Annotated in this window: 20 protein-coding genes and 3 pseudogenes; 5 read left to right on the top strand and 18 right to left on the bottom strand. The window is 36.8% G+C overall.

The features are described 5' to 3' along the window. Positions 1-2 precede the first annotated feature (2 nt). The gene (locus MKY17_RS05185; RefSeq protein WP_339201448.1) at positions 3-488 is read right to left on the bottom strand and encodes a DinB family protein; all 486 of its coding nucleotides are present in this window, start codon (positions 486-488) and stop codon (positions 3-5) included. Between the two features lie 292 nt (positions 489-780). Between MKY17_RS05185 and MKY17_RS05180 the strand changes: the two genes are divergently transcribed. Beyond that, entirely contained in the window at positions 781-2,055 is a 1,275-nt protein-coding gene (locus MKY17_RS05180; RefSeq protein WP_098373215.1) for an IS110 family transposase, read from the top strand. A 620-nt stretch (positions 2,056-2,675) separates the two neighbouring features. Here the strand turns inward: MKY17_RS05180 and MKY17_RS05175 are convergent. The 5 genes from MKY17_RS05175 to MKY17_RS05155 all read right to left on the bottom strand — a co-directional run bounded on the left by MKY17_RS05175 (position 2,676) and on the right by MKY17_RS05155 (position 8,563). Further along, the gene (locus MKY17_RS05175) at positions 2,676-3,215 is read right to left on the bottom strand and encodes a PTS glucose transporter subunit IIA (protein ID WP_339201445.1); all 540 of its coding nucleotides are present in this window, start codon (positions 3,213-3,215) and stop codon (positions 2,676-2,678) included. Positions 3,216-3,392: 177 nt separating this feature from the next. After that, positions 3,393-4,367 (bottom strand): carbohydrate kinase, encoded by a 975-nt coding sequence (locus MKY17_RS05170; RefSeq protein WP_057277268.1) that lies wholly within the window; start codon positions 4,365-4,367, stop codon positions 3,393-3,395. Positions 4,368-4,383: 16 nt separating this feature from the next. Next, on the bottom strand, positions 4,384-5,856 hold the full coding sequence (locus MKY17_RS05165) for a sucrose-6-phosphate hydrolase (protein WP_034314995.1): 1,473 nt from the start codon (positions 5,854-5,856) through the stop codon (positions 4,384-4,386). A 69-nt stretch (positions 5,857-5,925) separates the two neighbouring features. After that, entirely contained in the window at positions 5,926-7,374 is a 1,449-nt protein-coding gene (locus MKY17_RS05160; RefSeq protein ID WP_098373213.1) for a sucrose-specific PTS transporter subunit IIBC, read from the bottom strand. 193 nt (positions 7,375-7,567) lie between these two features. Beyond that, positions 7,568-8,563, bottom strand: coding sequence for a LacI family DNA-binding transcriptional regulator (locus tag MKY17_RS05155; RefSeq protein WP_286177209.1), 996 nt, complete (start codon positions 8,561-8,563; stop codon positions 7,568-7,570). Between the two features lie 419 nt (positions 8,564-8,982). Here MKY17_RS05155 and MKY17_RS05150 point away from each other — a divergent pair. Continuing rightward, positions 8,983-9,186: pseudogene (locus MKY17_RS05150) on the top strand (AbaSI family restriction endonuclease); the annotation flags it as partial. Next, positions 9,160-9,702 carry a hypothetical protein gene (locus MKY17_RS05145; protein ID WP_339202313.1) on the top strand — a complete coding sequence of 181 codons (543 nt, stop codon included), beginning with the start codon at positions 9,160-9,162 and terminating at the stop codon, positions 9,700-9,702. The pseudogene MKY17_RS05150 and the gene MKY17_RS05145, both read left to right, overlap by 27 nt. 190 nt (positions 9,703-9,892) lie before the next feature. Here MKY17_RS05145 and MKY17_RS05140 read toward each other — a convergent pair whose 3' ends face one another. The 3 genes from MKY17_RS05140 to MKY17_RS05130 form a co-directional block, all read right to left on the bottom strand. Beyond that, positions 9,893-10,063 carry a hypothetical protein gene (locus MKY17_RS05140; protein WP_155726552.1) on the bottom strand — a complete coding sequence of 57 codons (171 nt, stop codon included), beginning with the start codon at positions 10,061-10,063 and terminating at the stop codon, positions 9,893-9,895. Between the two features lie 309 nt (positions 10,064-10,372). Next, complete coding sequence (locus MKY17_RS05135; protein WP_098373209.1) at positions 10,373-10,669, bottom strand: hypothetical protein; 297 nt, start codon at positions 10,667-10,669, stop codon at positions 10,373-10,375. A gap of 214 nt (positions 10,670-10,883) precedes the next feature. Beyond that, positions 10,884-12,029, bottom strand: coding sequence for an Ig-like domain-containing protein (locus tag MKY17_RS05130; RefSeq protein ID WP_098373208.1), 1,146 nt, complete (start codon positions 12,027-12,029; stop codon positions 10,884-10,886). A gap of 339 nt (positions 12,030-12,368) precedes the next feature. On the opposite strand from MKY17_RS05130, the gene htpX reads away from it, so the two are divergent. Both htpX and MKY17_RS05120 read left to right on the top strand, forming a co-directional pair. After that, positions 12,369-13,241 (top strand): protease HtpX, encoded by an 873-nt coding sequence (gene htpX, locus MKY17_RS05125; RefSeq protein WP_063236483.1) that lies wholly within the window; start codon positions 12,369-12,371, stop codon positions 13,239-13,241. Positions 13,242-13,390: 149 nt separating this feature from the next. Next, the gene (locus MKY17_RS05120) at positions 13,391-13,660 is read left to right on the top strand and encodes a serine hydrolase (protein WP_098373207.1); all 270 of its coding nucleotides are present in this window, start codon (positions 13,391-13,393) and stop codon (positions 13,658-13,660) included. A gap of 75 nt (positions 13,661-13,735) precedes the next feature. Here MKY17_RS05120 and MKY17_RS05115 read toward each other — a convergent pair whose 3' ends face one another. The 9 genes and pseudogenes from MKY17_RS05115 to MKY17_RS05075 form a co-directional block, all read right to left on the bottom strand. After that, positions 13,736-13,948 carry a DUF3953 domain-containing protein gene (locus MKY17_RS05115; RefSeq protein WP_286177210.1) on the bottom strand — a complete coding sequence of 71 codons (213 nt, stop codon included), beginning with the start codon at positions 13,946-13,948 and terminating at the stop codon, positions 13,736-13,738. 184 nt (positions 13,949-14,132) lie between these two features. After that, the gene (gene dfr, locus MKY17_RS05110; protein WP_339201443.1) at positions 14,133-14,624 is read right to left on the bottom strand and encodes a DfrD/DfrG/DfrK family trimethoprim-resistant dihydrofolate reductase; all 492 of its coding nucleotides are present in this window, start codon (positions 14,622-14,624) and stop codon (positions 14,133-14,135) included. A gap of 826 nt (positions 14,625-15,450) precedes the next feature. Next, positions 15,451-15,546 (bottom strand): annotated as a pseudogene (locus MKY17_RS05105) (VOC family protein); the annotation flags it as partial. 149 nt (positions 15,547-15,695) lie between these two features. Further along, positions 15,696-16,072 (bottom strand): annotated as a pseudogene (locus MKY17_RS05100) (VOC family protein); the annotation flags it as partial. A 416-nt stretch (positions 16,073-16,488) separates the two neighbouring features. Then, the gene (locus MKY17_RS05095; protein ID WP_339201441.1) at positions 16,489-17,052 is read right to left on the bottom strand and encodes a GNAT family N-acetyltransferase; all 564 of its coding nucleotides are present in this window, start codon (positions 17,050-17,052) and stop codon (positions 16,489-16,491) included. Between the two features lie 179 nt (positions 17,053-17,231). Continuing rightward, entirely contained in the window at positions 17,232-18,152 is a 921-nt protein-coding gene (locus MKY17_RS05090) for an alpha/beta hydrolase (protein ID WP_339201439.1), read from the bottom strand. Positions 18,153-18,430: 278 nt separating this feature from the next. Next, positions 18,431-18,934, bottom strand: coding sequence for a DUF2716 domain-containing protein (locus MKY17_RS05085; protein ID WP_339201438.1), 504 nt, complete (start codon positions 18,932-18,934; stop codon positions 18,431-18,433). A gap of 145 nt (positions 18,935-19,079) precedes the next feature. Then, positions 19,080-19,610 carry a hypothetical protein gene (locus MKY17_RS05080; protein WP_098372284.1) on the bottom strand — a complete coding sequence of 177 codons (531 nt, stop codon included), beginning with the start codon at positions 19,608-19,610 and terminating at the stop codon, positions 19,080-19,082. A 618-nt stretch (positions 19,611-20,228) separates the two neighbouring features. Then, the gene (locus tag MKY17_RS05075; protein ID WP_260398243.1) at positions 20,229-20,423 is read right to left on the bottom strand and encodes a hypothetical protein; all 195 of its coding nucleotides are present in this window, start codon (positions 20,421-20,423) and stop codon (positions 20,229-20,231) included. Positions 20,424-20,457: the final 34 nt, after the last annotated feature.

The raw sequence follows: 20,457 nt of genomic DNA, 5'->3' as shown, positions 1-20,457 counted from the left end.
AATTATTTATTGGAATGAGAGGAAAGACCCCGACCTATAAGGTTTGCAGAAACAGGCTTTTTCCCTAATTCCCTTGCCCAAAGTGATAATTGCCCTATATGGTGAATTTCGTGAGCAATAGTATGTCGCATTATTTCACCCCAAGTATCCGTCACAATTCTTCCATCTTGCAAGGTATCATAAAATAATTGATTTTCCATACTAGCATCCCAGTTGTTCACAAAGTTTTCCACTTCTAAATGAAATTCAGCGTCCAATTTTCGAACTTTGTTCAAGCTTTTATAACTATCGAAACTCTCCTGAAAGTCAGTTTTACCTTGTAAGAGACGTATCCAGCTCCATTCGACATCAACAATATGGAAAAGTGTATGTAATTTACTTCCCATTCCACCCGTTCGGTTCCGCAGAAGTTCTTCTTCACTTAACTCTTCACACCAACGATACCAGTCTTCTCTTACCATCCAGTTATATCTAAAAAAAGTTTGCAAAAATGCCCCTCCCCATTTAGAAAATAATTTAACTGTTAAAATACTATTAGAGCAATGCCAAACATTGTTATATATTACTATTTATACAAACATGGGTTGAATTCCTTTTTCAACAATCCTGCCCCTTTAGTTCCATAAGAAAAAGCTGCCTTAAAGACAGCTCCGATCTTCAGCTAACGCACCCGATAGCATTCCTGTAGAGCGTTAAATATCGGCTTTGAAAAAAACAGAGCCCCTCAGTATGATGAGAGTACACACAAACCAAAACTCATCTTAAGGAGGAAGCTCTACTATGAATTTTAAAATGCAAAACAAACAAAATCAACTAATTGAAAGAATCACGAATCGTCATCTTGTTGTAGGAATTGATATTGCACAACAATTTCATGTTGCTCGAGCAGTTAACTATCGAGGAATTGTGGTCGGTCATCCTCTAACCTTTGAAAATAACGATGAGGGGTTTACTAAATTTCTAAGTTGGATCAAAGAACTTAAACGAATAAACCGTTTAGACACTGCCATCGTGGGCATGGAACCTACCGGTCATTACTGGTTGAATCTATCAAAATGGTTATTTGAACAAAACGTTGAAGTTGTTACAGTAAATCCGCACCTTGTTAAAAGGAATAAAGAGAACCGAGATAATACCCAATCTAAGAGCGATAAAAAGGACGCTCTCGTCATCGCTGATGTAGTGAAAAATGGCTATTATACATTGATTCATCATAGCCCAGAATCCATAGAAAAACTTCGAGTCCTTATGTCTAACAGGGACATGATCGTTAAACGGCTTGTCAGCTCAATCAACCAAATAAATCGCTGGGTAGATATCGTCTTTCCTGAACTACGACAAGTCTTCAAAGATGTAACAGCTAAGGGAGCTATCGCAAACCTTCGCTTATTTCCCACTCCAGTCGAACTATGTTCGTTACAGCCTCAAGATATCATTATGGGATGGAAATCAGTGATGAAAAGACATGCGGGTGTTCCAAAGGCTCATTCACTGATCGACTTAGCGAACAAATCGGTTGGTACAAAAAAAGCTCTTGATGCTTATAAACTTCATTTGAAGCAATTGCTTGAGGAATACGATCTTGCGACCGTCCAACTTGAAGCAGTTGAACAGGAAGTCACACACATACTCATGAAAATTCCTTATGCTGAAAAAATACTAGCGATTAAAGGAATTAGCACGATTACACTGGCTGGTATTCTTGGAGAATCGGGTGATTTAAGTGGTTTCGCTCATGGCAATGCTTTATTACGTCACGCAGGACTGCACCTTTCCGAGGCAAGCTCTGGAAAATGGAAAGGTCAAATTGTTTTATCCAAACGTGGTAGGTCCCGACTTAGACGTTTCCTATTTCTTGCGACGATGAGTCTGATTATGAATAACCCAGAGTTCCAAGCCATTCACGCCACAAATGTTAAGGTGAAAAAAACAAAGAAAATGAAGTCTGTCATGAAGTTATGCGGTAAACTCGCCAGAGTTTTAGTGGGAATGGCCAGAAGTGGATCTGACTATTCCCCAGAAAAAGTTTACCCGATCACTCCAGAAGCAGCATGAAACTTACCTTTTGATAATGTCATTCACGAGCATTGGCTTATTCGTAGGAATTCAAAGAAAGCACGAGTACTGGATGTAATGAACAAAAGGGCAATGACCCGTTCCGTTAGCAAAACCGGCCTCCACCCCTTGGATAGGCATGACGAAGGAATGAAAGGGCATATGAATATGACCCGTTGAGACATGGGAGGGAAAGCCTCCAAGGGCAGCGTGGAAAATGCGTGCAGTATATGTAATAATATGGGATTTTCAATAGATCCCCTATTTCAATCTGCCCTCATCTTATCAAAACGGTCCTATCTCTTTCGTTCATCTAAAGCAACCTATACCATGTGGTTTGAAATCCTGCGAATAAGCGAGTATTCGTGAGCATTATCTATTAAACTGAGGAAGTTCATTAAGCAAAAAGGTCACCAAATGGCAGCCCCGGAAAACTGCAGTAATAATATACGTGCAAAATAGCACTTAAAATAAGTGCAAATTATCACCTAAAGTAACACAATTCCGTAAGTTATGATACCAACTTAGTTAAAATAAAAACACCCCATTTCTGGGGTGGATATCTCTTGGTCATTTGTTCTTTAGTTCTTTAACGAGTTTCTTCTATTTTACTCATTCCCCTATTTTAAGGTAACTACCAGAACGGTCGTTTTACCGGCTACAGATTGTCCACTATAGTGATACTCTAAATGTGTCACAATGTCTCCATTGGTAATGATCATCGGTGTAATAGTACTTGATGCTTTTTCCTTTACTAGTTCAAGGCTGTAGGTGACCAATATGTCTCCTGCTTTAACCTGGTCACCTTCTGCCACACAAACGGAAAACCCTTCTCCTTTCATGTTAATCGTGTCCAATCCAATATGAATCAATATTTCCAGCCCTTCTGCCGTTTCCAATGCAATGGCATGCTTCGTCGGGAAGACATTGATGACTTTTGCATCAGCCGGTGCCACTACCTTCCCTTCGATAGGAAAGAAAGCAATACCATCTCCCATCATTTTCTGTGAAAAAACTGGATCCGGTACATCTTCAAGCTTTAAAATTTCTCCTTCAATTGGCGATACTAATTTTATTTTCGAAATTTTTGTTTTTTTCCAAATAAGTTTTTTAACAAAGTAATACCTCCAATTATTTTTAATATTCTGGCTGAACAGCAAATTTCTTAAGCAATCACTTTTTTGATTTGTTCTTTTAGCTGGTCTGATTTCGGTCCAAAAATTGCCTAGATGTTATTTCCTACCTCCAAAACGCCAGCAGCTCCAAGGCCTTTTAATCGGTCCTTATCAACTTAGCAAGCCAATCGGTCGGTACTTTTCCGTTTAGGGCAGGCGCCATTATTGATCGATTTGCTGCAGTTGATAAATCGCTTCTTTGGCCGGAATGGAAGAGATTGCTCCTTTTCCAGTCGTAGTAAGAGCGCCACTAGCGTTTGCAAAGCTTAGGATTTCTTGGTGATGAAGTTCAAGAACTTCTTCCAGATTTCCTTGCCGAACGTCTTTTTCTAATAACTGATACAGCAAGCCTCCGATAAATGCATCCCCAGCCCCTGTTGTATCCTGTACGCCGACGCGATACCCGGTTGATTCGTATTTTTTACCTCTTACATATAATTCGGCACCTTGAGCTCCTTTTGTATAAATTACTGCTTTAACAGCACCAGTAAATAACGAAGAAACTGCTTTTTCTTTGTCAGTAATCCCGGTAATAAACTCAAGCTCTTCATCAGAAATTTTCACAATATGAACCATTGGAACAAACTCTAAAATCGTTTTCCGGCATTCTTCAGGATCAGTCCAAAGCGGAAGGCGGACATTTGGGTCAAAGCTGATGATTCCGCCTTTTGCTTTTACAGAAGTAATGGCTTTCACATGCGCATGCTTCATAGGACTTTCCACTAAATCGACTGAACAGAAGTGGAGGAGGTCGCCGTTTGCAAACCAGCTATCGTTAATTTCAGTCTCATGAAGCAGCAAATCGGCAGAAGGATTGCGGTAGAAAGAGAAATCACGTTCACCATTTTCAAGCAAAGATACAAAAGCAAGGCCTGTGTTGGCTTCATTCGTTCTCGTAATTTTATCTATTTTCACGCCGGCTTGCTGCAATTGTTCTAAAAGAAAGTCCCCAAATGAATCCATTCCGAGCTTAGTAATTATCGATGCATTGCCGCCATTTCTGGCAACTGATACAGCAACATTCGCTGGAGCGCCTCCTGGAGCACGCTCGAATTCCATTACATCTTTTAGTGCGATTCCTTTTTGAAGGGGGATAAAATCAATTAATACTTCACCGATTGCATATAAATTTCTCATACCTTACCTCTCGCTTTCATACATAACTCCATTTTTTTGCTTGAAAAGTGGTGCTTCCAGATAATGCAAAGAAACGAATTTCATTTCTGTTTTCACGAGGGAAGATCCGGCTCGTGAATACTTCTTCACCGTCATTGATGAAAATCTCAACAGAAGAGGTATCTACAAATAAATGAAACTTAATTTTTTTGGTATTCACAAAGCATTTTCGGATTGTTCCATAAGCTTCTCCAACGGTCTCACCTGAAGAAGAGCGGTCAAGAATGACTTTTTTCTCTACAGTATCATATTTAATGACCGTTTTTTCATCATCACCGGCCCTGAATTCAATACCAAATTCAACGGCATCGTTGTTTTCAAATTCACATACCATTTCATAGGATACTCCTTTGAATTCTTCATACATGTTCTTGGTGTTCTTCAAAACACCTTTTACTTCAGTTTCCTGCCTGCGTAGCGCTTGAAGTTCCTGCACTGGCCGCTGAATCAGTTTGCCGTTTCGAACAGATAATTCTCTTGGCAGTGTTAAACAATGCGCCCAGCCATTTTTGTCTGTGGGTAGGTCGATTTCAGGCAAGCCCATCCATCCGACAAGGATACGCCTTCCGTCAGGATTAACCATTGTTTGCGGCGCATAAAAATCAAAGCCTCTGTCAAGTTCCTGAAAAGAGCCATGTGATAATGAGTGGGTTATTGTATCTAGCTTGCTGCCAATAACATAACCGGATTGATAAATATTGTGGTAAAGGTCTCCCTTGGGCTCCAAACCTTGTGGAGAAAACATCAGTACACCATAGTTTTGCAGTTCAAAATAATCTGGACATTCCCACATATATCCAAAAGTTCCGAGGTCAGTTTGTAACTCTCCTTCAAATGTCCAGTTTACTAGATTGGAGGAACGATAAAGGACGACACATCCTGTTTTGTCTTTCCGCTGTGCACCGATTACTGCATAAAAGGTATCATTTTCTCTCCAAACTTTCGGGTCGCGGAAATGATTAGTATATCCTTCTGGTACGTCCCGAATGAATGGATGGGTCAATTTTTCAATTTGTCCCGTTTTCTCCATGATGGCGATACATTGATAGGGATGTCTTTGCCAATTCTCATCACGGGTGTTGCCGGTATAAAATAAATATAGTTTTCCTTCATATTCAATAGCACTTCCGGAATAGGCTCCATGGCTGTCATAATAATCATCCGGTGCGATCCCGATGCCGGCATTTTCCCAAGAAACAAGATCTTTTGATTTCGTATGATACCAATACTTCAACCCATGTACAGGACCAAGTGGAAACCATTGGTAGAATAAATGGTACTCGCCATGATAAAAAGAGAAGCCATTAGGGTCATTAAGTAGGCCGGATAAAGGCTGTATATGAAAGGTTTGTCGCCATGTGCATTCATTTACTCTTGTTTGCAAATTTTGTAGCTCTACCTGATTAACATCTTCAACGCGGCGATAACGCTGTTCTTTTGTCCATCCCATGTGATCAAACTCCTTTAAAAAATCAGAGGGCTGTTCCTTGTTTCGAACAGCCCTTTTCATATTAATAAATTAGGCTGCTTCTTTTCGAGAAAGGGCAGCAACTTTTTTATCTGTCCGATTTGCTAAACTGAATGTTGCGATAAAGGCAACAGCAAAGGAAATGGCCATACCAATTATATAAAAGGTAATTGTATCTGTTTTGATGGAAATAATCCCTGGTAAACCTGCAGCGCCAAGTGCAATCGCCTTTACTTTGAAGAAGGTGACGAAAGCAGAAGCCACTCCTGAACCTATAATTGCTCCAATAAATGGATACTTCAGTTTTAAGTTAACACCGAACATTGCAGGTTCTGAAATCCCTAAAAGAGCCGAAATACCCGCTGCAGATGCCGTACCTTTTGTTTTTTTATCTTTCGTAATGAAAGTAACTGCAAGGGTTGCTGCACCTTGAGCAATATTGGACATTGCTGCAATTGCGAAAATAAAAGAGCCCCCAGTTTTTGAAATATCAGAAAGCAATTGTGTTTCTACAGCAATAAAGCTATGATGCATACCTGTGATAACGATTGGTGCGTAAAGAAGTCCAAAAATAGCTCCTCCGATAAAACCAGTTCCATCATATAAGAAGATGAGACCGTCTGTTAATAAGTTCCCTGTAGCACGAGTAATCGGTCCTACTACTGTGAACGTTAAGATACCAGTAATAAAAATTGTCAATAATGGTGTTAAAATATTGTCTAGTGCGGAAGGAATGACTTTTCGCAAATACGTTTCTATTTTTGCTAAAATAAAGGAAGCAACAAGTACCGGCAACACAGTGCCTTGATATCCGATTTTTTCAATTTCAAATCCGAGAATATTCCAGACTTGAATTTCACCGCTTACTAAGGCTCCTCCGTATCCCCAACCATTCAATAAGTCAGGGTGAACCATTAGCATTCCAAGTGTAGCACCCAGATAAGGATTTCCGCCAAACCGCTGTGTGGCAGAGAAACCGATTAAGATTGGAAGGAATACGAATGCTGCGTTGGCAAATGTATTAATTAGAGCTGCTAAATCTGCGAATCCCGGGTTAGCTTCGACAATTGATTGCCCTGCGATAAATAAGTCAGGTGCTGTGAGCAAGTTGTTAATCCCCATCAATAGACCGCCGGCAACAATTGCAGGAATAATAGGAACAAAAATATCAGAAAGCATTTTTACAAAGCGCTGAAGCGGATTCATTTTCTTCGAACCAGCATCTTTTACATCTTTCGTCGACATTTCAGTAAGTCCAGTTAGCTTTGAAAACTCTTTGTATACTTCATTAACAGTTCCCGCACCGATAATAATCTGGTATTGTCCTCCAGTTGAATATGTTCCCTTTACTGCATCCATCTCATCTAGTTTTGCTTGATCGACTTTATCTTCATCATGTAAAGCTAAGCGGAGCCGAGTCGCACAGTGTGCTGCAGCTGCCACATTTTCTTTCCCGCCGATTGCCTCCAATATTTCCTGGGATACTTCTTTATAATTCATAATGATCCTCCTTTTAAACGTTTATAAACGCTGACTTGGAACCGGTTCCGTTTGAATTCAAAAAAATATATGAATAAATTAAGCAACGGAACCGGTTCCAGCATAAACCAAAAAAATATAATATCAACAAGTTGATTCACAGAAACCGGTTCCATTTTAGAAGGGGAATATTTGGTAACCGATTTCATTTTGATTATAATCCGTGTAGTAAACGATTGTCAACGCTTTCTCTTTCAATAATTTTATATTTTGATAGAGATAATTTTGGTAATTCTTCCCCGTTAACAAGCTTCACGATACTTTTAGCTGCCATTTGTCCTGCTTCTTTGTAGTAAAATTTCGCTGTAGTTATGCCTGGGTGTATCATCTCTGTTACTTCATAACCACCAAATCCAGTAATCGACAAGTCTTCTGGGATTTTTAAACCTCTTAAATAAGCTGCTTTCAAAGCACCAATCGCTATATTATCAGTTGCACATACGATAATAGAGGGAGTGAATTCTTCAATAATAGAGGGGACATTGATTAATGCATCTGTTATGCTGAAGCTTGTTTCATAATACCTTACTTCACAGTCTGATTTTTCATCTATCGCCCGCTGAAATCCTTTTTTTCGCATGACTCCTACAGCAATATCTTTTCCTGTTACGCCCAAAAAAGCAATCTTACGGTGACCTTTTTCCAGCACATGTTTTCCGAGATCATATGCTGCTTCATAATCATTGTGTATGATGCTGTGAATTGTTTCATGCTGCTGACCAACCAGTAAAACGGGCAAGTGCAGCTCTTTGAAGGCCTCTAAATGGGCGTCTGTAACTTGGGATGGAAGCAAAATCATTCCCGCAACCTTTTGCTTAGCCAGTGTGTAAATATTTTCAATTTCCCGATCTAAATCCTGACCGGTATTTGAGATCAGCATTTGATAATTTAGTTCTCTTAATTGTTCATCAATGCCAATTAACGTATGAGAAGAAGCATACGAATCAAGTCTCGGTACGATGGTACCGATTATATTAGTTTTCTTTGCTTTTAAACTTTGAGCGAAGGCATTAGGAGCATAGCTGGTTTCATTTATCACACGTTCGATTTTATTTTTCGTTGCCTCACTAACAGAACCATTATTTAGATAACGTGAAACTGTACTCTTAGCAACTCCGGCAAGCTTCGCGATATCAGTAATTGTAACCAAAGCATTCATCTCCGTCTTTATATGGATTTATTTATTATACACCAATATGTTTAGTAAATTAAGAGGTGAATATAGTTGATTATTTAAACAGGAAATTTTACAACGTTATCATTGCAAATTTAAATGTAAACGCATTCACGTCCAAGTAGGAGGTGTAAAATATGGAAATTAGTAAAGAGGTTACATTTATACAATGATAAATAGAACTAACCATTAAGAGAGAAAAAATCCTTTCTTTTCTATTTAGCTCTCTTCCTAAATGGGTATAGCACTCCATCAACCCAATTACGAAACATTTCGTATACATCCTAATTAGTTTTAACATTACCAAGAAATACACCCATAAGTTCATTATAATAGTATTCTTTATCACTAAATAACGCTTGAAACTCCTTATCATCTGAGCGGATGGTAAATACGCCTTGCTTGATCTATATTTCCCGCAGATTCATTTAGGGATTGAATGTGACGAAGGGCATCACAAAAGTAACGCACTTAATGATGAAATTCGAACATTAGAGATTGGAAAAATGTTTCAAGCAGTTAAGGAAAATGAAATTAAGATTGAACGAATAGATGCCACTGACTCAATAGAAATGATACATACTAAAATTGAAGAGATCGTTCAACTAATCAATAAAATGGCTTCTAACAGCAAGATAATACCTTGGTCTGAAGACGTAGATTATGCAGCGTTAGCAGTCAAGAAGGGTACATTATCCGTTTATGATGAGTTTACGTTTCGTACAATTTCAGAGGCGATGCGTTGTCTAGGAAAGAATTATGATAGTCTTCAAAAATCTTATTGGAAGTTTAATGAACGCTATATGATGTGGTTCCCCCAGTTATCTATAGACATTGGACAAGGAAATGTCTCAAATACTCGAGGATGGATTAACCTTTTTAACAAAAATTGGACAGAAATTGAAGAAAAAAGAATGGAAAAGGATTATATTCCGCTCAACCTCCCGGAGGGTAAACCAAGAGATCGAATTACATTTATGAAGGTTAAGGACCCCATTTTTAAAACTAATAAGTATCAATTTGTTGGTATTTTTCAGTGGGATCATATCGAGGGGAATTCGGTATTCTATAAACGAGTCGCCGAAGAAATTGATTTAACCCCCTACAATAAATAAATGGGAATGATAATTGCGTCTCCATTTTAGCAGATAGCTTTAATCAGGGAGGATTTACCTCACTACTTTCTTCTTATTCAGCAAAGAGTACGTTGTTAGCGAGTATACAAAAAGGCCTCTAATCGGGGCTTTTTATACGTGTTTTCAACTTTCGTCCACTCAAATACCATATTAAATTAGTGTTGGTTCATTACCAATTTAACCAAACGATAATTCCTAATATGATAATGGGAATGAGAGCCATAAAGATCCCATAAAAAGAAAGTTTAAATTCCTCAGGATTTCCCATAAACGCTCTTTGACCGGCTCTATCCAGGGAAGGTTTTTGTATTTTACTTTGTTCTTCAGTTTTTTTACTCATAACTTACCCCTTTTATAAATTTGTCGACTTCATTGAATTTACGTACCTTTTTACTACTATGTTTCAATCGTTTAGATACTTAAGTAGATATTAACATAAATATCCAAAAATAATTGGGTTAATTTGTGATTAATACTAAATTAAAGCAGACCGAGGTTAAATTAGAGAGAGGTATATAGTTTAAACCGACATTTTAACTAGCTGCCCCGTTTGTTCCGTAAGAAAAAGGTTGCCGCAGCAGCAACCTTCATTATTGAAGTAAAATATTTTATTATTCCTCGTGTTTTTTACCTGTCACTGCAAATTGTTCTACTTTCCCGGATTTTTTATCATACTGGTAGTAATATACACTGTCTTTATCGTCTTTAAATCAACAGCTATTTCAAATCTTTTCTTTCCTTTTAGCTTAGCGTTATCAGTCACTTTAATTTCTTCTATGTTGTCTTCAACATAGTTCTTCTCATTGATTAAGTATTTATGGACATCCCATTTTAATTGTTCAGAGTATTCTAATTCCGCACTTGTAGGTTGTGTGGAAAAATAGAGAATACTTCCCCCTATAATTAAAACGGCCACAATCCCTAAGAATATTAAAATATTTTTCATTTCTTTATATACCTTGCTAATAAGTAAATTCCCCCTATTATTATTACTGCCCAAAACACTAAAGGAGTTATTTGTATTAAGTTTTCCATATTCATTCTCCTTTCTTCATAAAGGTTTTTTTTAGCTCCTCTAAGATGCCATCGTAGCGAAAATTATTCCAAAACCAATATAAAAAGCCGAGGAGTTAACCTCGACTTGTGTATACTTTTAACCTTTAATGTTTTACCACTATAATCGTTCTCTTAGAACTAGTATTCCCTGCTTTATCTTTTGCAGTTATAGAAAGTGTAGTTCCTTTTTTCTGTGCTTTAATGTTAACTGAGTAGATACCTTTAGAACTAGCTTTTGCTGAACCAATGGATTTACTTCCTACTTTAACAGTTACAGTTGAGTTTGCTTCAGCTTTCCCTTTTACAACTTTATCGTTATCATCTACTTTATTTACTGTTGGCTTGCTTGGTGCAACAACATCAGCAACAGTTACCGATACACTTGAACTCACATTGCCGGCACTATCTTTAACTGTGATTGTCAATTTAGTCCCTGCTTTTTGAACAGGTATTTTAATAGAGAATGTACCTTTTGATGTTGCTTTTGCTGAACCTAACACCTTACTTCCATTTTTAACAGTAACAGTAGCACTGGCCTCTGCTTTTCCAGTTAATACTTTGTCATTATTATCAACCTTATAAACTGTTGGCTTAGATGGTTTAACATTGTCTACAAATCCAGTTCCGATAGCGTATATGTCTTCTGTTGTATTATCGTCAATATATTCGTTGTCTAGGTCTATGACACCCACATAGTATGTGCCCTTCTTAGCTTGATACGCTTGTATTTCAACTCCATCCTCATCTTCCTCATAGCCTAAATATTCTAAGTTATTGCTTTCAACAAAATCTTTTTGAACTGCCCCGAACCCAAGATCGATAAAGTATGAGTCCGTAAATCCTGCTACTAACAAAACGCCATCACTAGGAACGACCACTTTATGTAAATCCAAATCATTCAAAGGAAGCAACTGACCAATAGATGATTTTTCATAAGAAGTATTATCTGCTGAACCAAAGTCGTTATTGGGCTCAGTTTCCAAAATATAATTACTACTGGAAGAACTACTCATTCTACCCATTTTGTTAGAACCTTTAACTGATAGCGATTGAGAACCATTTAGTTTTTTTTCAAGTTGATTAAATGTTTTAGAATCAATAATACCTTTTTCAAGAGGCTTTTCCAATTGGCTTTCAAAGGCCTTCCTCGCCAAGCCGTTATCGTTTACTTCTGCCTTAACAACCACTACTGACAATGATGAAGCAAATAGACCTACAGAAACCAATGACAATATACCTTTGTTACGCACAAAACGTCCCCCTAAATTCGTTATAACGAACTATTTACTTCACTTATATTAATACATAAGTACCTGAATTTCCATAAGTTTCTTTTTTATATTTTTTTCATAAGAATACATTAAAATCCAAACGATTAAGGTTCTCGCTGCGAATTAGGAAGAGAAATGGCGAAGAATAGCAATTGAATTCCCCTATGAAGTTACATAGCCTAAATTTTTTTCTGTTCTTAGTGGTGAGAAGTTATATTGAAACTTTCTTTTTATTTTTTCGTATATAGCTTTATAATGTTTGTTTCATTATTGATGAACGCCTTATTAAGATAAGGTTCATTATTAGGAGGGGCTTAATTGTTTAAACGGATTTCCTTATTTATTTTCGTTAATATTCTCGTATTAATCACCATTACCACGATCACCACGTTACTAGGTGTAGAAAGTTATATTGGTGGCGGTGGTTACGGTTCCCTACTTGCCTTTAGCGTCATCGCCGGTTTTGCTGGTTCCTTCATTTCTTTGTTAATGTCCCGTAAAATGGCGAAATGGGTTATGGGTGTTCAATTAATTGATGAACATTCCCCGCGTGGCGATCACGAACGCTTTGTATTGGAAGAAACCTACCGATTAGCACATACGGCTGGTTTGAAAGGTATGCCGCAAGTTGGTATTTATCATTCACAAGAGGTCAACGCATTTGCTACTGGACCAAGCAAAAAACGTTCTTTAGTAGCTGTTTCAAGCGGTATGTTAGAAAGAATGGATCGAAAGGCGATTAGTGGAGTTATTGCACACGAAATAGCACACATTAAGAATGGGGATATGGTTACAACCACACTCTTGCAAGGAATGATAAACACGTTCGTTATTTTCTTCTCCCGTATTGCTTCAAAAATCGTTTCAAGTTTTGTAAGAGAAGAAGTTGCCGGTATTGTTTACTTCGTATCTTCTATAGTTTTCGAGATTCTATTCGGTATTTTAAGCAGTCCCATTATCTTTTGGCATTCAAGAAAACGTGAATTTAAAGCGGACAAATTAGCTGCCGATTTAGGTGGAAAGGCAAATATGATTCACGCTTTAGAATCATTAAGACATACCACGAACTTGGTTGATGACAGCCAAAAGTCTATTGCTGCCTTTAAAATTAGTGGTAAGGGTAAATTTTCCAGACTTTTTTCTACACACCCACCATTAGAAAAACGTATTGAACATTTGAAATCACTTTAATAGATAAGACTTCCTACATTTAAACCATGTAGAAAGTCTTTTTTTGTTAGGCTGTTTTCTAAAAAATTGTTGCTCTCAGGATAAAAAACCAACAACCTTCAATATATGGTAAATTATAAGTGGTTCTTATTCAACAAACGGGCAGTTTAATGGAGTTGCATTTTAAACGTTTGTACGTAGGAGTTAATTTTGGGGTTGTTAGTACAAAAACACAAAATATCAACATTCAAAAGTTTATGGAAGATTATAATTTATCTGGATTAAGCATTGCAGCAATTAATGGTGGTAACATAAGAAGTACAGAATGCTTTGGTTTACTTGAAGCAGAAACAGATAAAAGTGTGGAAAGTAATTCTATATTTAGTGCTTGTTCAATCAGTAAATTTTTAACCTCAATTCTAGTGAACCTGCCCCGATAGTTCCATAAGAAAAAGCTGCCTTAAAGACAGCTCCGATCTTAAGCTAACGCACCCGTTAGTTCATTAAGAAAGCCTTTATGGAAGCAAAGAAAAGAAAATAAATAAAGAGATAGCAATATTCATATACCCCCAAAATCCTTTTCTGTCTTTTTGAAGTTCGGCTAATCCTGTCACCAACATAAGTGCCCCAAGGAAAAACATATAATACGGAAATAACTCAAAGGTTTGAGTTATTAGACTATAACCTGATAGAACAATAACCACTATTGTTAAGATAATTCTAACCATTTTCAAGAATATATTTCCCCCTAAAAATTAAGTTCTGTACAATTTCTTTTTCAATCATACCATTTGACACCTTTTCATTTGTGTAAAAAATGGAAATTCCTTCTTTCACTAACCTGCCCCGATAGTTCCATAAGAAAAGCTGCCTTAAAGACAGCTCCGATCTTAAGCTAATGACCTAGTTAGCTTAATTAAGTTTTCTTTCATAAACATGAAAATAGTAGTTATAAGGGTTTTTTTCATTCATAATCCCTTTTTCAACAGATACTTCTTTCCATTCATCGAAGTTAACTTCTGGGAAAAATACATCTCCTTCAAATTCATGATGAATCTTTGTAATATACATCTTCTCAACATAAGGCAAGAACATATTATAAATCTGTTCTCCCCCGAAAATAAAAATCTCTTCTTCATTTTTACACAACTCAAATACATTTTCGATTGAATGGACAATTTCACAACCGTCAAAGCTAAAATCCTTATCTCTCGTCAAAATAATATTTCTTCTTTCAGGTAAAGCCCTTCCGATTGATTCAAGGTTTTTTCTACCTAATATAAGTGAATGTCCCTTTGTAGTATTTTTAACATACTCCCAATCCTTTGGAATTCTCCATGGAATATCATTCTCTTTGCCAATTACTCTATTCTTGTCCATCGCAACAATTAAAGAAATTTTCATATATGACACAGCCTTTTTTCACTATTTTACCATGTACTCTTGTATTTCTATTACTATTCGTTGTTCAACTAACCTGCCCCTCTAATTCAATAAGAAAAAGGTTGCCTAAGCAACCCCTGTTAATGAACTAACGCACCCGTTAGTTTTAGTAGATTTCTTCACATACTTTTTAGTATTTCAGTTAATACAGGAATTCTGCCCCGTTAGTTGAAGAAGAGAAAGACTGCCTTAAAGGAAAGGGAAAAGACAAAAAAAGAAGAGTAGCTTTCGCTACCCTTCCTCTACAATTGCGCCCGATTGTTATGCTTATCTACTGCATCTATTGCAGGCGGTATGGCGCTTAAAGATATTTTTGATTATTGAAACAGTTTTATTCTTCATAGTCCTCACCATCCCCCTATAGATATTACCAAAAAATACAAATGAATTGTTGAACTAACCTGCCCCTTTAGTTGAATAAGAAAAAGCCGCCTTAAAATCAACATTTATATTTGAGAAATTAGGCTTTTTTCGTTGCTCCGTTAAAGCGCCCTTTTTTTGAATAAGAATTTTCTTCAAATCGAGACAGATTGGCATATAACGTTTTCACATTCACGAACCCTGCGAGACTTAGAACGAAGTTCTTAGGCTAGCAGGGTTGTCGCCTGAATCTGGCTTCCCTGTTTCTTCTCCTGGCGACCAAGGGGCTCGGAGAGTCCCGCAGCGTGAATGCTGTGTTATATGACGTACCCGACTTCTTCGAGATACTTTCACACTGCTTTTCTGTTTCAATTTTTACTTCAGTAATGTATATTTCAGTAAAGGCTTTTTATAAAACGTCACTTACTTATTTGTTACCGAGTTGTTCCGCCAAACCGATTAGAAGTCCTTCGGTTCCACGAATGTAGCAGAGCCGATACGAGTCATTATATGCAATAAACTGATGCGAAAAATTTTTAGTCCTTCCAGAACCATTTACGAATCCATTTGGCAGGAATGGCAACCAATACAGCAATAACAATAAGAACTACTTTAAGTATAAAAAATCGTTCATCTAAAGGTATCAAAATATTTCCTCCACATGTATGACGTATCCTCGTACTGAACCACTTCGCCAACGAGCTGAGCACCATACTTAGTGAGTCTGGATACCATTTCGTCAATGTCTTCAACGGTGAACATGACGCGTAGATAACCGAGGGCATTTACAGGAGCAGTCCGGTGATCTGATATAGTAGGTGGGGTGAGAAATCGCGAAAGTTCAAGTCGGCTGTGGCCATCTGGGGTAACCATCATAGCAATCTCTACGCACTGAGAACCCAATCCGGTTACGCGACCAGCCCATTCACCTTCGACAGTGGCTCGCCCTTCGAGGTTCAAGCCAATCTCCTCGAAGAAAGAGATTGCGTCATCAAGGGATTCTCAACGATGCCGACATTGTCAATTCTTAGTAATTTGTTTTTTTCCATAGTTTTATCTCCTTATGTGTAAAAATTTATTATCTGATCATCTTCATAATTATTCTATTAAAAAGTTACAAAATCCTTCCTAACAAAAACCACCTTGTCACAGTTCATGATAACAAAGAAAAGTCACAGTATAGGAAAATGTGAAATTGGGTTTTCGAGTATTTGTTAAGAACAACACTTCGTAAACCCTCAACTATTGGAATATTCGTGAACCTTATTTCGTGGATGCCTTCATGTTCAAATAGTTTCAAAAAATTCGATACCGTAGTTGCTATTCGATAAAACAACTTCGACTTCCCCACAAAATAATATTCCTGCCCTGTACTCCATTAAATACCCCTTATTCAACTAACCTACCCCGTTAGTTCCATAAGAAAAAGGTTGCCGCAGCAACCTCTCTTATTGAACCCGTTAGCTTAATAAAGGTAGCCTAAAAAATCTAGATCTCCTTCGCACCAATCATACTTACCAACTTCTTTAATCATTAATCCCTCAATTACTTCATAACCTATTCCCCTTGTAATTTGACTTTCATGGTCAATTTTTAACCATTTACATTTGTTCGTAACTGACCTGTATCCATTTTTCAAATACAACGTTTCGTTGTCAGCAAATAACAATAAAAAATCAATATTTCTATTGCAACAAAACTGTTCAATTTCTAAAAGTAACATCGAACCTATCCCTTGCGAGCGAGTGTTTTGGGTGACACATAAATCAATTAGACCAAGCACTCTTATAGGATTTCCGTTAAGATTCATCACTCTGTAATCTATTCCTACCTGTCCTACAAGTTGATTTTTTTCGTTAAAAGCTACAAACCTAAAATGGGGTAATTGTTTAAAATAAATTCTGTTTTTTGGATAGTCTTCTTGAAAACATTGGCTTAACAATTCTTGTATCTTTGAGGTTAAATCATTACCCATCTCATAATCAAATACCATATCTATCTTCATATTATCTTCTCCAATTATCATCATTAGAGTACCCCTGTCTTCTTCAGCTAACGCACCCGTTAGTTCATTAAGAAAAGCGAAACTTCTTCAAGAATCGCGCCCTTTAATGGAGTAATCATTAATTTTCTAGGTTAGACAATGGATAATATACTATTAAGACAATTATCCATTCTACCACCACCTAATAAAATCTTTTTATAATCTCAATTAGATAATATGGTAGCGACATCTTGAATTGCCTTTCTACCTGCTAGGCTAATACCACCTAACTGAAAAAAGCCATGTGTAACTCCAAGGTACCGTTGGCATTGTGCTTCTACCCCTGCATTAAGTAAACGACGATAAAAATCTTCACCTTCGTCAACAAGAGGGTCAAATTCAGCAGTTAAAATGTGAGTCTCTGGTAGCCCTTCGAGATCATCTGAGTATAACGGACTTGCTTCTGGGTGCTCAGGAGGTAGACAATTTGATAAATAAGCCTCAAAGCCACTTACTAAAGCATCGGCTGTCACCACATAATCATCACCGAATTTTTTATAACTATCGCTTGATGCCTTTGCATCAAGCATTGGGTAAATTAGAATTTGCCGTTTAGGCATCAAATGGCCTTGTTTTTTTAATCGTAAACACGTTACTAAAGCAAGATGTCCACCTGCGCTGTCGCCAGCAATAGAAATGTTGTCTGGATTCCCTCCCCAAGATAAAGCATGCTGGCGTACGACATGAACGGATTTCACCGCATCGTCATGAGCTGCTGGATAAACATGCTCTGGCGCTAACCGATAATCAACAGCGATAACTAAAGCGCCTCCTAAGTTAGCTATCTGTCGCAACTGGCGATCGTGAGTTTCAAAGTCACCACTAACAAAACACCCTCCATGATAATAAATCATAATTGGAAGGTTACCTTGATCTAATGGCTTGTATATACGAAGCCGTAAGTCATCGATTGTTTGTTCAAAAACATCCCATACCGGCAAGGCTTCACCAGCTAAATTAATTGAGCTCAGATATCCCTTCCGACGATCCTGAATTGTTTGTTTACTTGCTGACGGACGACTGCTATTGATAAACTGCGTAACTAATTTTCGAATACCAGGTTCTAGGTAGTTTAAATTTGTCATTTCTGGTTCACCCTCTATTTTTGATAGTAATATTTTAACATGAACAAGCTAGGAATTAATTTAGAGCTTCCTGATTTACTTAGTAACCTTCATCCCCAAAAGGAGATCTTGTTAGCGCGCACCTATGAGTATGATTTTCTACAATCTGGCCCAATTGTTGAATAAAGATCAAACAGCACGCTTCAACTATCCTGCCCCGATAGTTCCATAAGAAAAAGCTGCCTTAAAGACAGCTCCGATCTTCAGCTAACGCACCCGTTAGTTCAACAAGGTTTACATTAGCCCTGACGTAATATCTTTTGAAACATTCTCGGTTGATGTTTTTCAAAACCTTTTATCAATTCTTTTCCAAAAATAGTGATGGTTTCTTCCCAAGGGTGTCCTAATATTCCCCATTCAAAATTCTTATGAATAAAAAAGTAATAATCACCGTTTGGAAAAATAGGTACTGTCCATTCATCAAATTCACTTTTCGGAAACTCCATACGGGGGTTTATCCAATAACCTGGATGTTGCCAATCTAACGCATACATATATTCATTTTTCTGTGTGAGTTCTTGAAAAACAAGCAATGACTTATCCTCTAGATCATTGTAAATCTCATCATAAGTATCTGAATCTCCGGACCAATTTAAATACGGGGATACATCATATGTGATAAATGGATTTGGCACTTCAAAAGATGGGAACTTTGATATGCTTGGTTCAAAAGTAAATTCTTCATATATCCTATCCCATACCTCTTTATATTCTATTGTAGATAATTCAATCCAATTTTCCATTTGAATAGCCACCTTTACGATGCTTTTAATGAGGGTTATTATATCACTTCTTCTTCAACTATCCTGCCCCGTTAGTTGCATAAAGAAAAAAACTGCCTTAAAGACAGCTCCGATTCACCTAACGCACCCTATAGTTGAATAATAATTATTCGTTTTCCTCAATTAGATTTCCATCTTTATCATAATACTTATAATTCCGAAATGTATATTCATTTTTACCGGTTTGAGGTAAATCCATCCAATTAACAGTTGCCTCATTAGGAGTAAACTCTTGCTCTAATTTCTCTCCATTTATAGTTACTTGCATTTTAGCAATTTCATTTTCATTATTAGTAACAAACATAAACATAGGAAGGTCAGGAATGAAAGAACTAAATGTCTCGTTATCCATAACTTCTATATGATTCCATTTATAGTTGTTATCTTTATTTTTATTAAATTGAATATAGCCTGGACTATTGTTAGATAAAAATGCTACAACTCTTAAGTCATTAAAATCTTTTATCTCTAGAATTTCAATTGATTTATTTCCATATCCCTCAATTGAGTTAATTACTTTCACTATGGACTCTTTATCATTTCCATATAACTGCTTAGTACCGTTAAAATAAAACATTAAAATTACAACAAATAGTAAAATAGCAACTGTGGTAAATCCTAAATTCCTTTTATTCAACAATCTTCCCCCTCCGAGAACACTCTTTACACCTCTTACTATCTTTAACTATCCTGCCCCGATAGCTGCATAAAGAAAAAGCTGCCTTAAATACAGCTCCGTTTTTTAGCTAAAGCACCCGTTAGTTCATTAAGAATTGAGTTAATAAATATATCTAAAAGTCTCATATTTTCCATACTTGATAACAGTTTTAAATTCTTCTCCACCATTTTTATCCTTTAACAAAGCATCCATCTTATCATCTTTAATATTGTAATGTCTCTTATTCAGAAAGCCTACACTTCGGATTGTTGGATGGTCTAAAAATGGTGATAAGTCACCATCTAACACATTAGTATCAACAAATCTAAAGTCAATTAGGTTAGGAAATTGATTTAAAAAATTCAAATTTTCAAGATTACCGCAAGAATTAAGGCACAGGACCCGAAGATTTTTCAGAGAGAATAATTCTTCATTTGGTACAAATTTCTTAGATTCGATTAATATGTAAATGTTCTAGCGAATTGGCTAATCCAGAAAAACCAAAATCATTTTGTAATTTAGTACAATAATGTAATTCTAAACGCTTTAATTTATTCATTTTTTCTATCCCAAGTAAATCTTGTATATTGGACCAGTTTAATTTTGATAGAGGAGATTTTCAGGAATACCAACAAAGTTGCCCAGCTTATTCTTTTTATGATGCCAAAGAGTTAAATACTCAATGTTTTCAAGCTCCATCTCATTAAACTTATCTTCTTTTAAGTTTAAATAAGACTGAAGATTATCTGGTATTTGTTCAAACCAAATCGTATTATTTCTCCAGTTATCCATTATGAATCGCCCCTATATTCACCATCATTTCTTT

Source organism: Peribacillus sp. FSL P2-0133 (assembly GCF_037975445.1).
GTDB classification, from domain to species: Bacteria; Bacillota; Bacilli; order Bacillales; family DSM-1321; genus Peribacillus; species Peribacillus simplex_E.
Note: the sequence above shows the minus strand (reverse complement) of the source record. Positions and strands in the feature narration are given on the sequence as shown.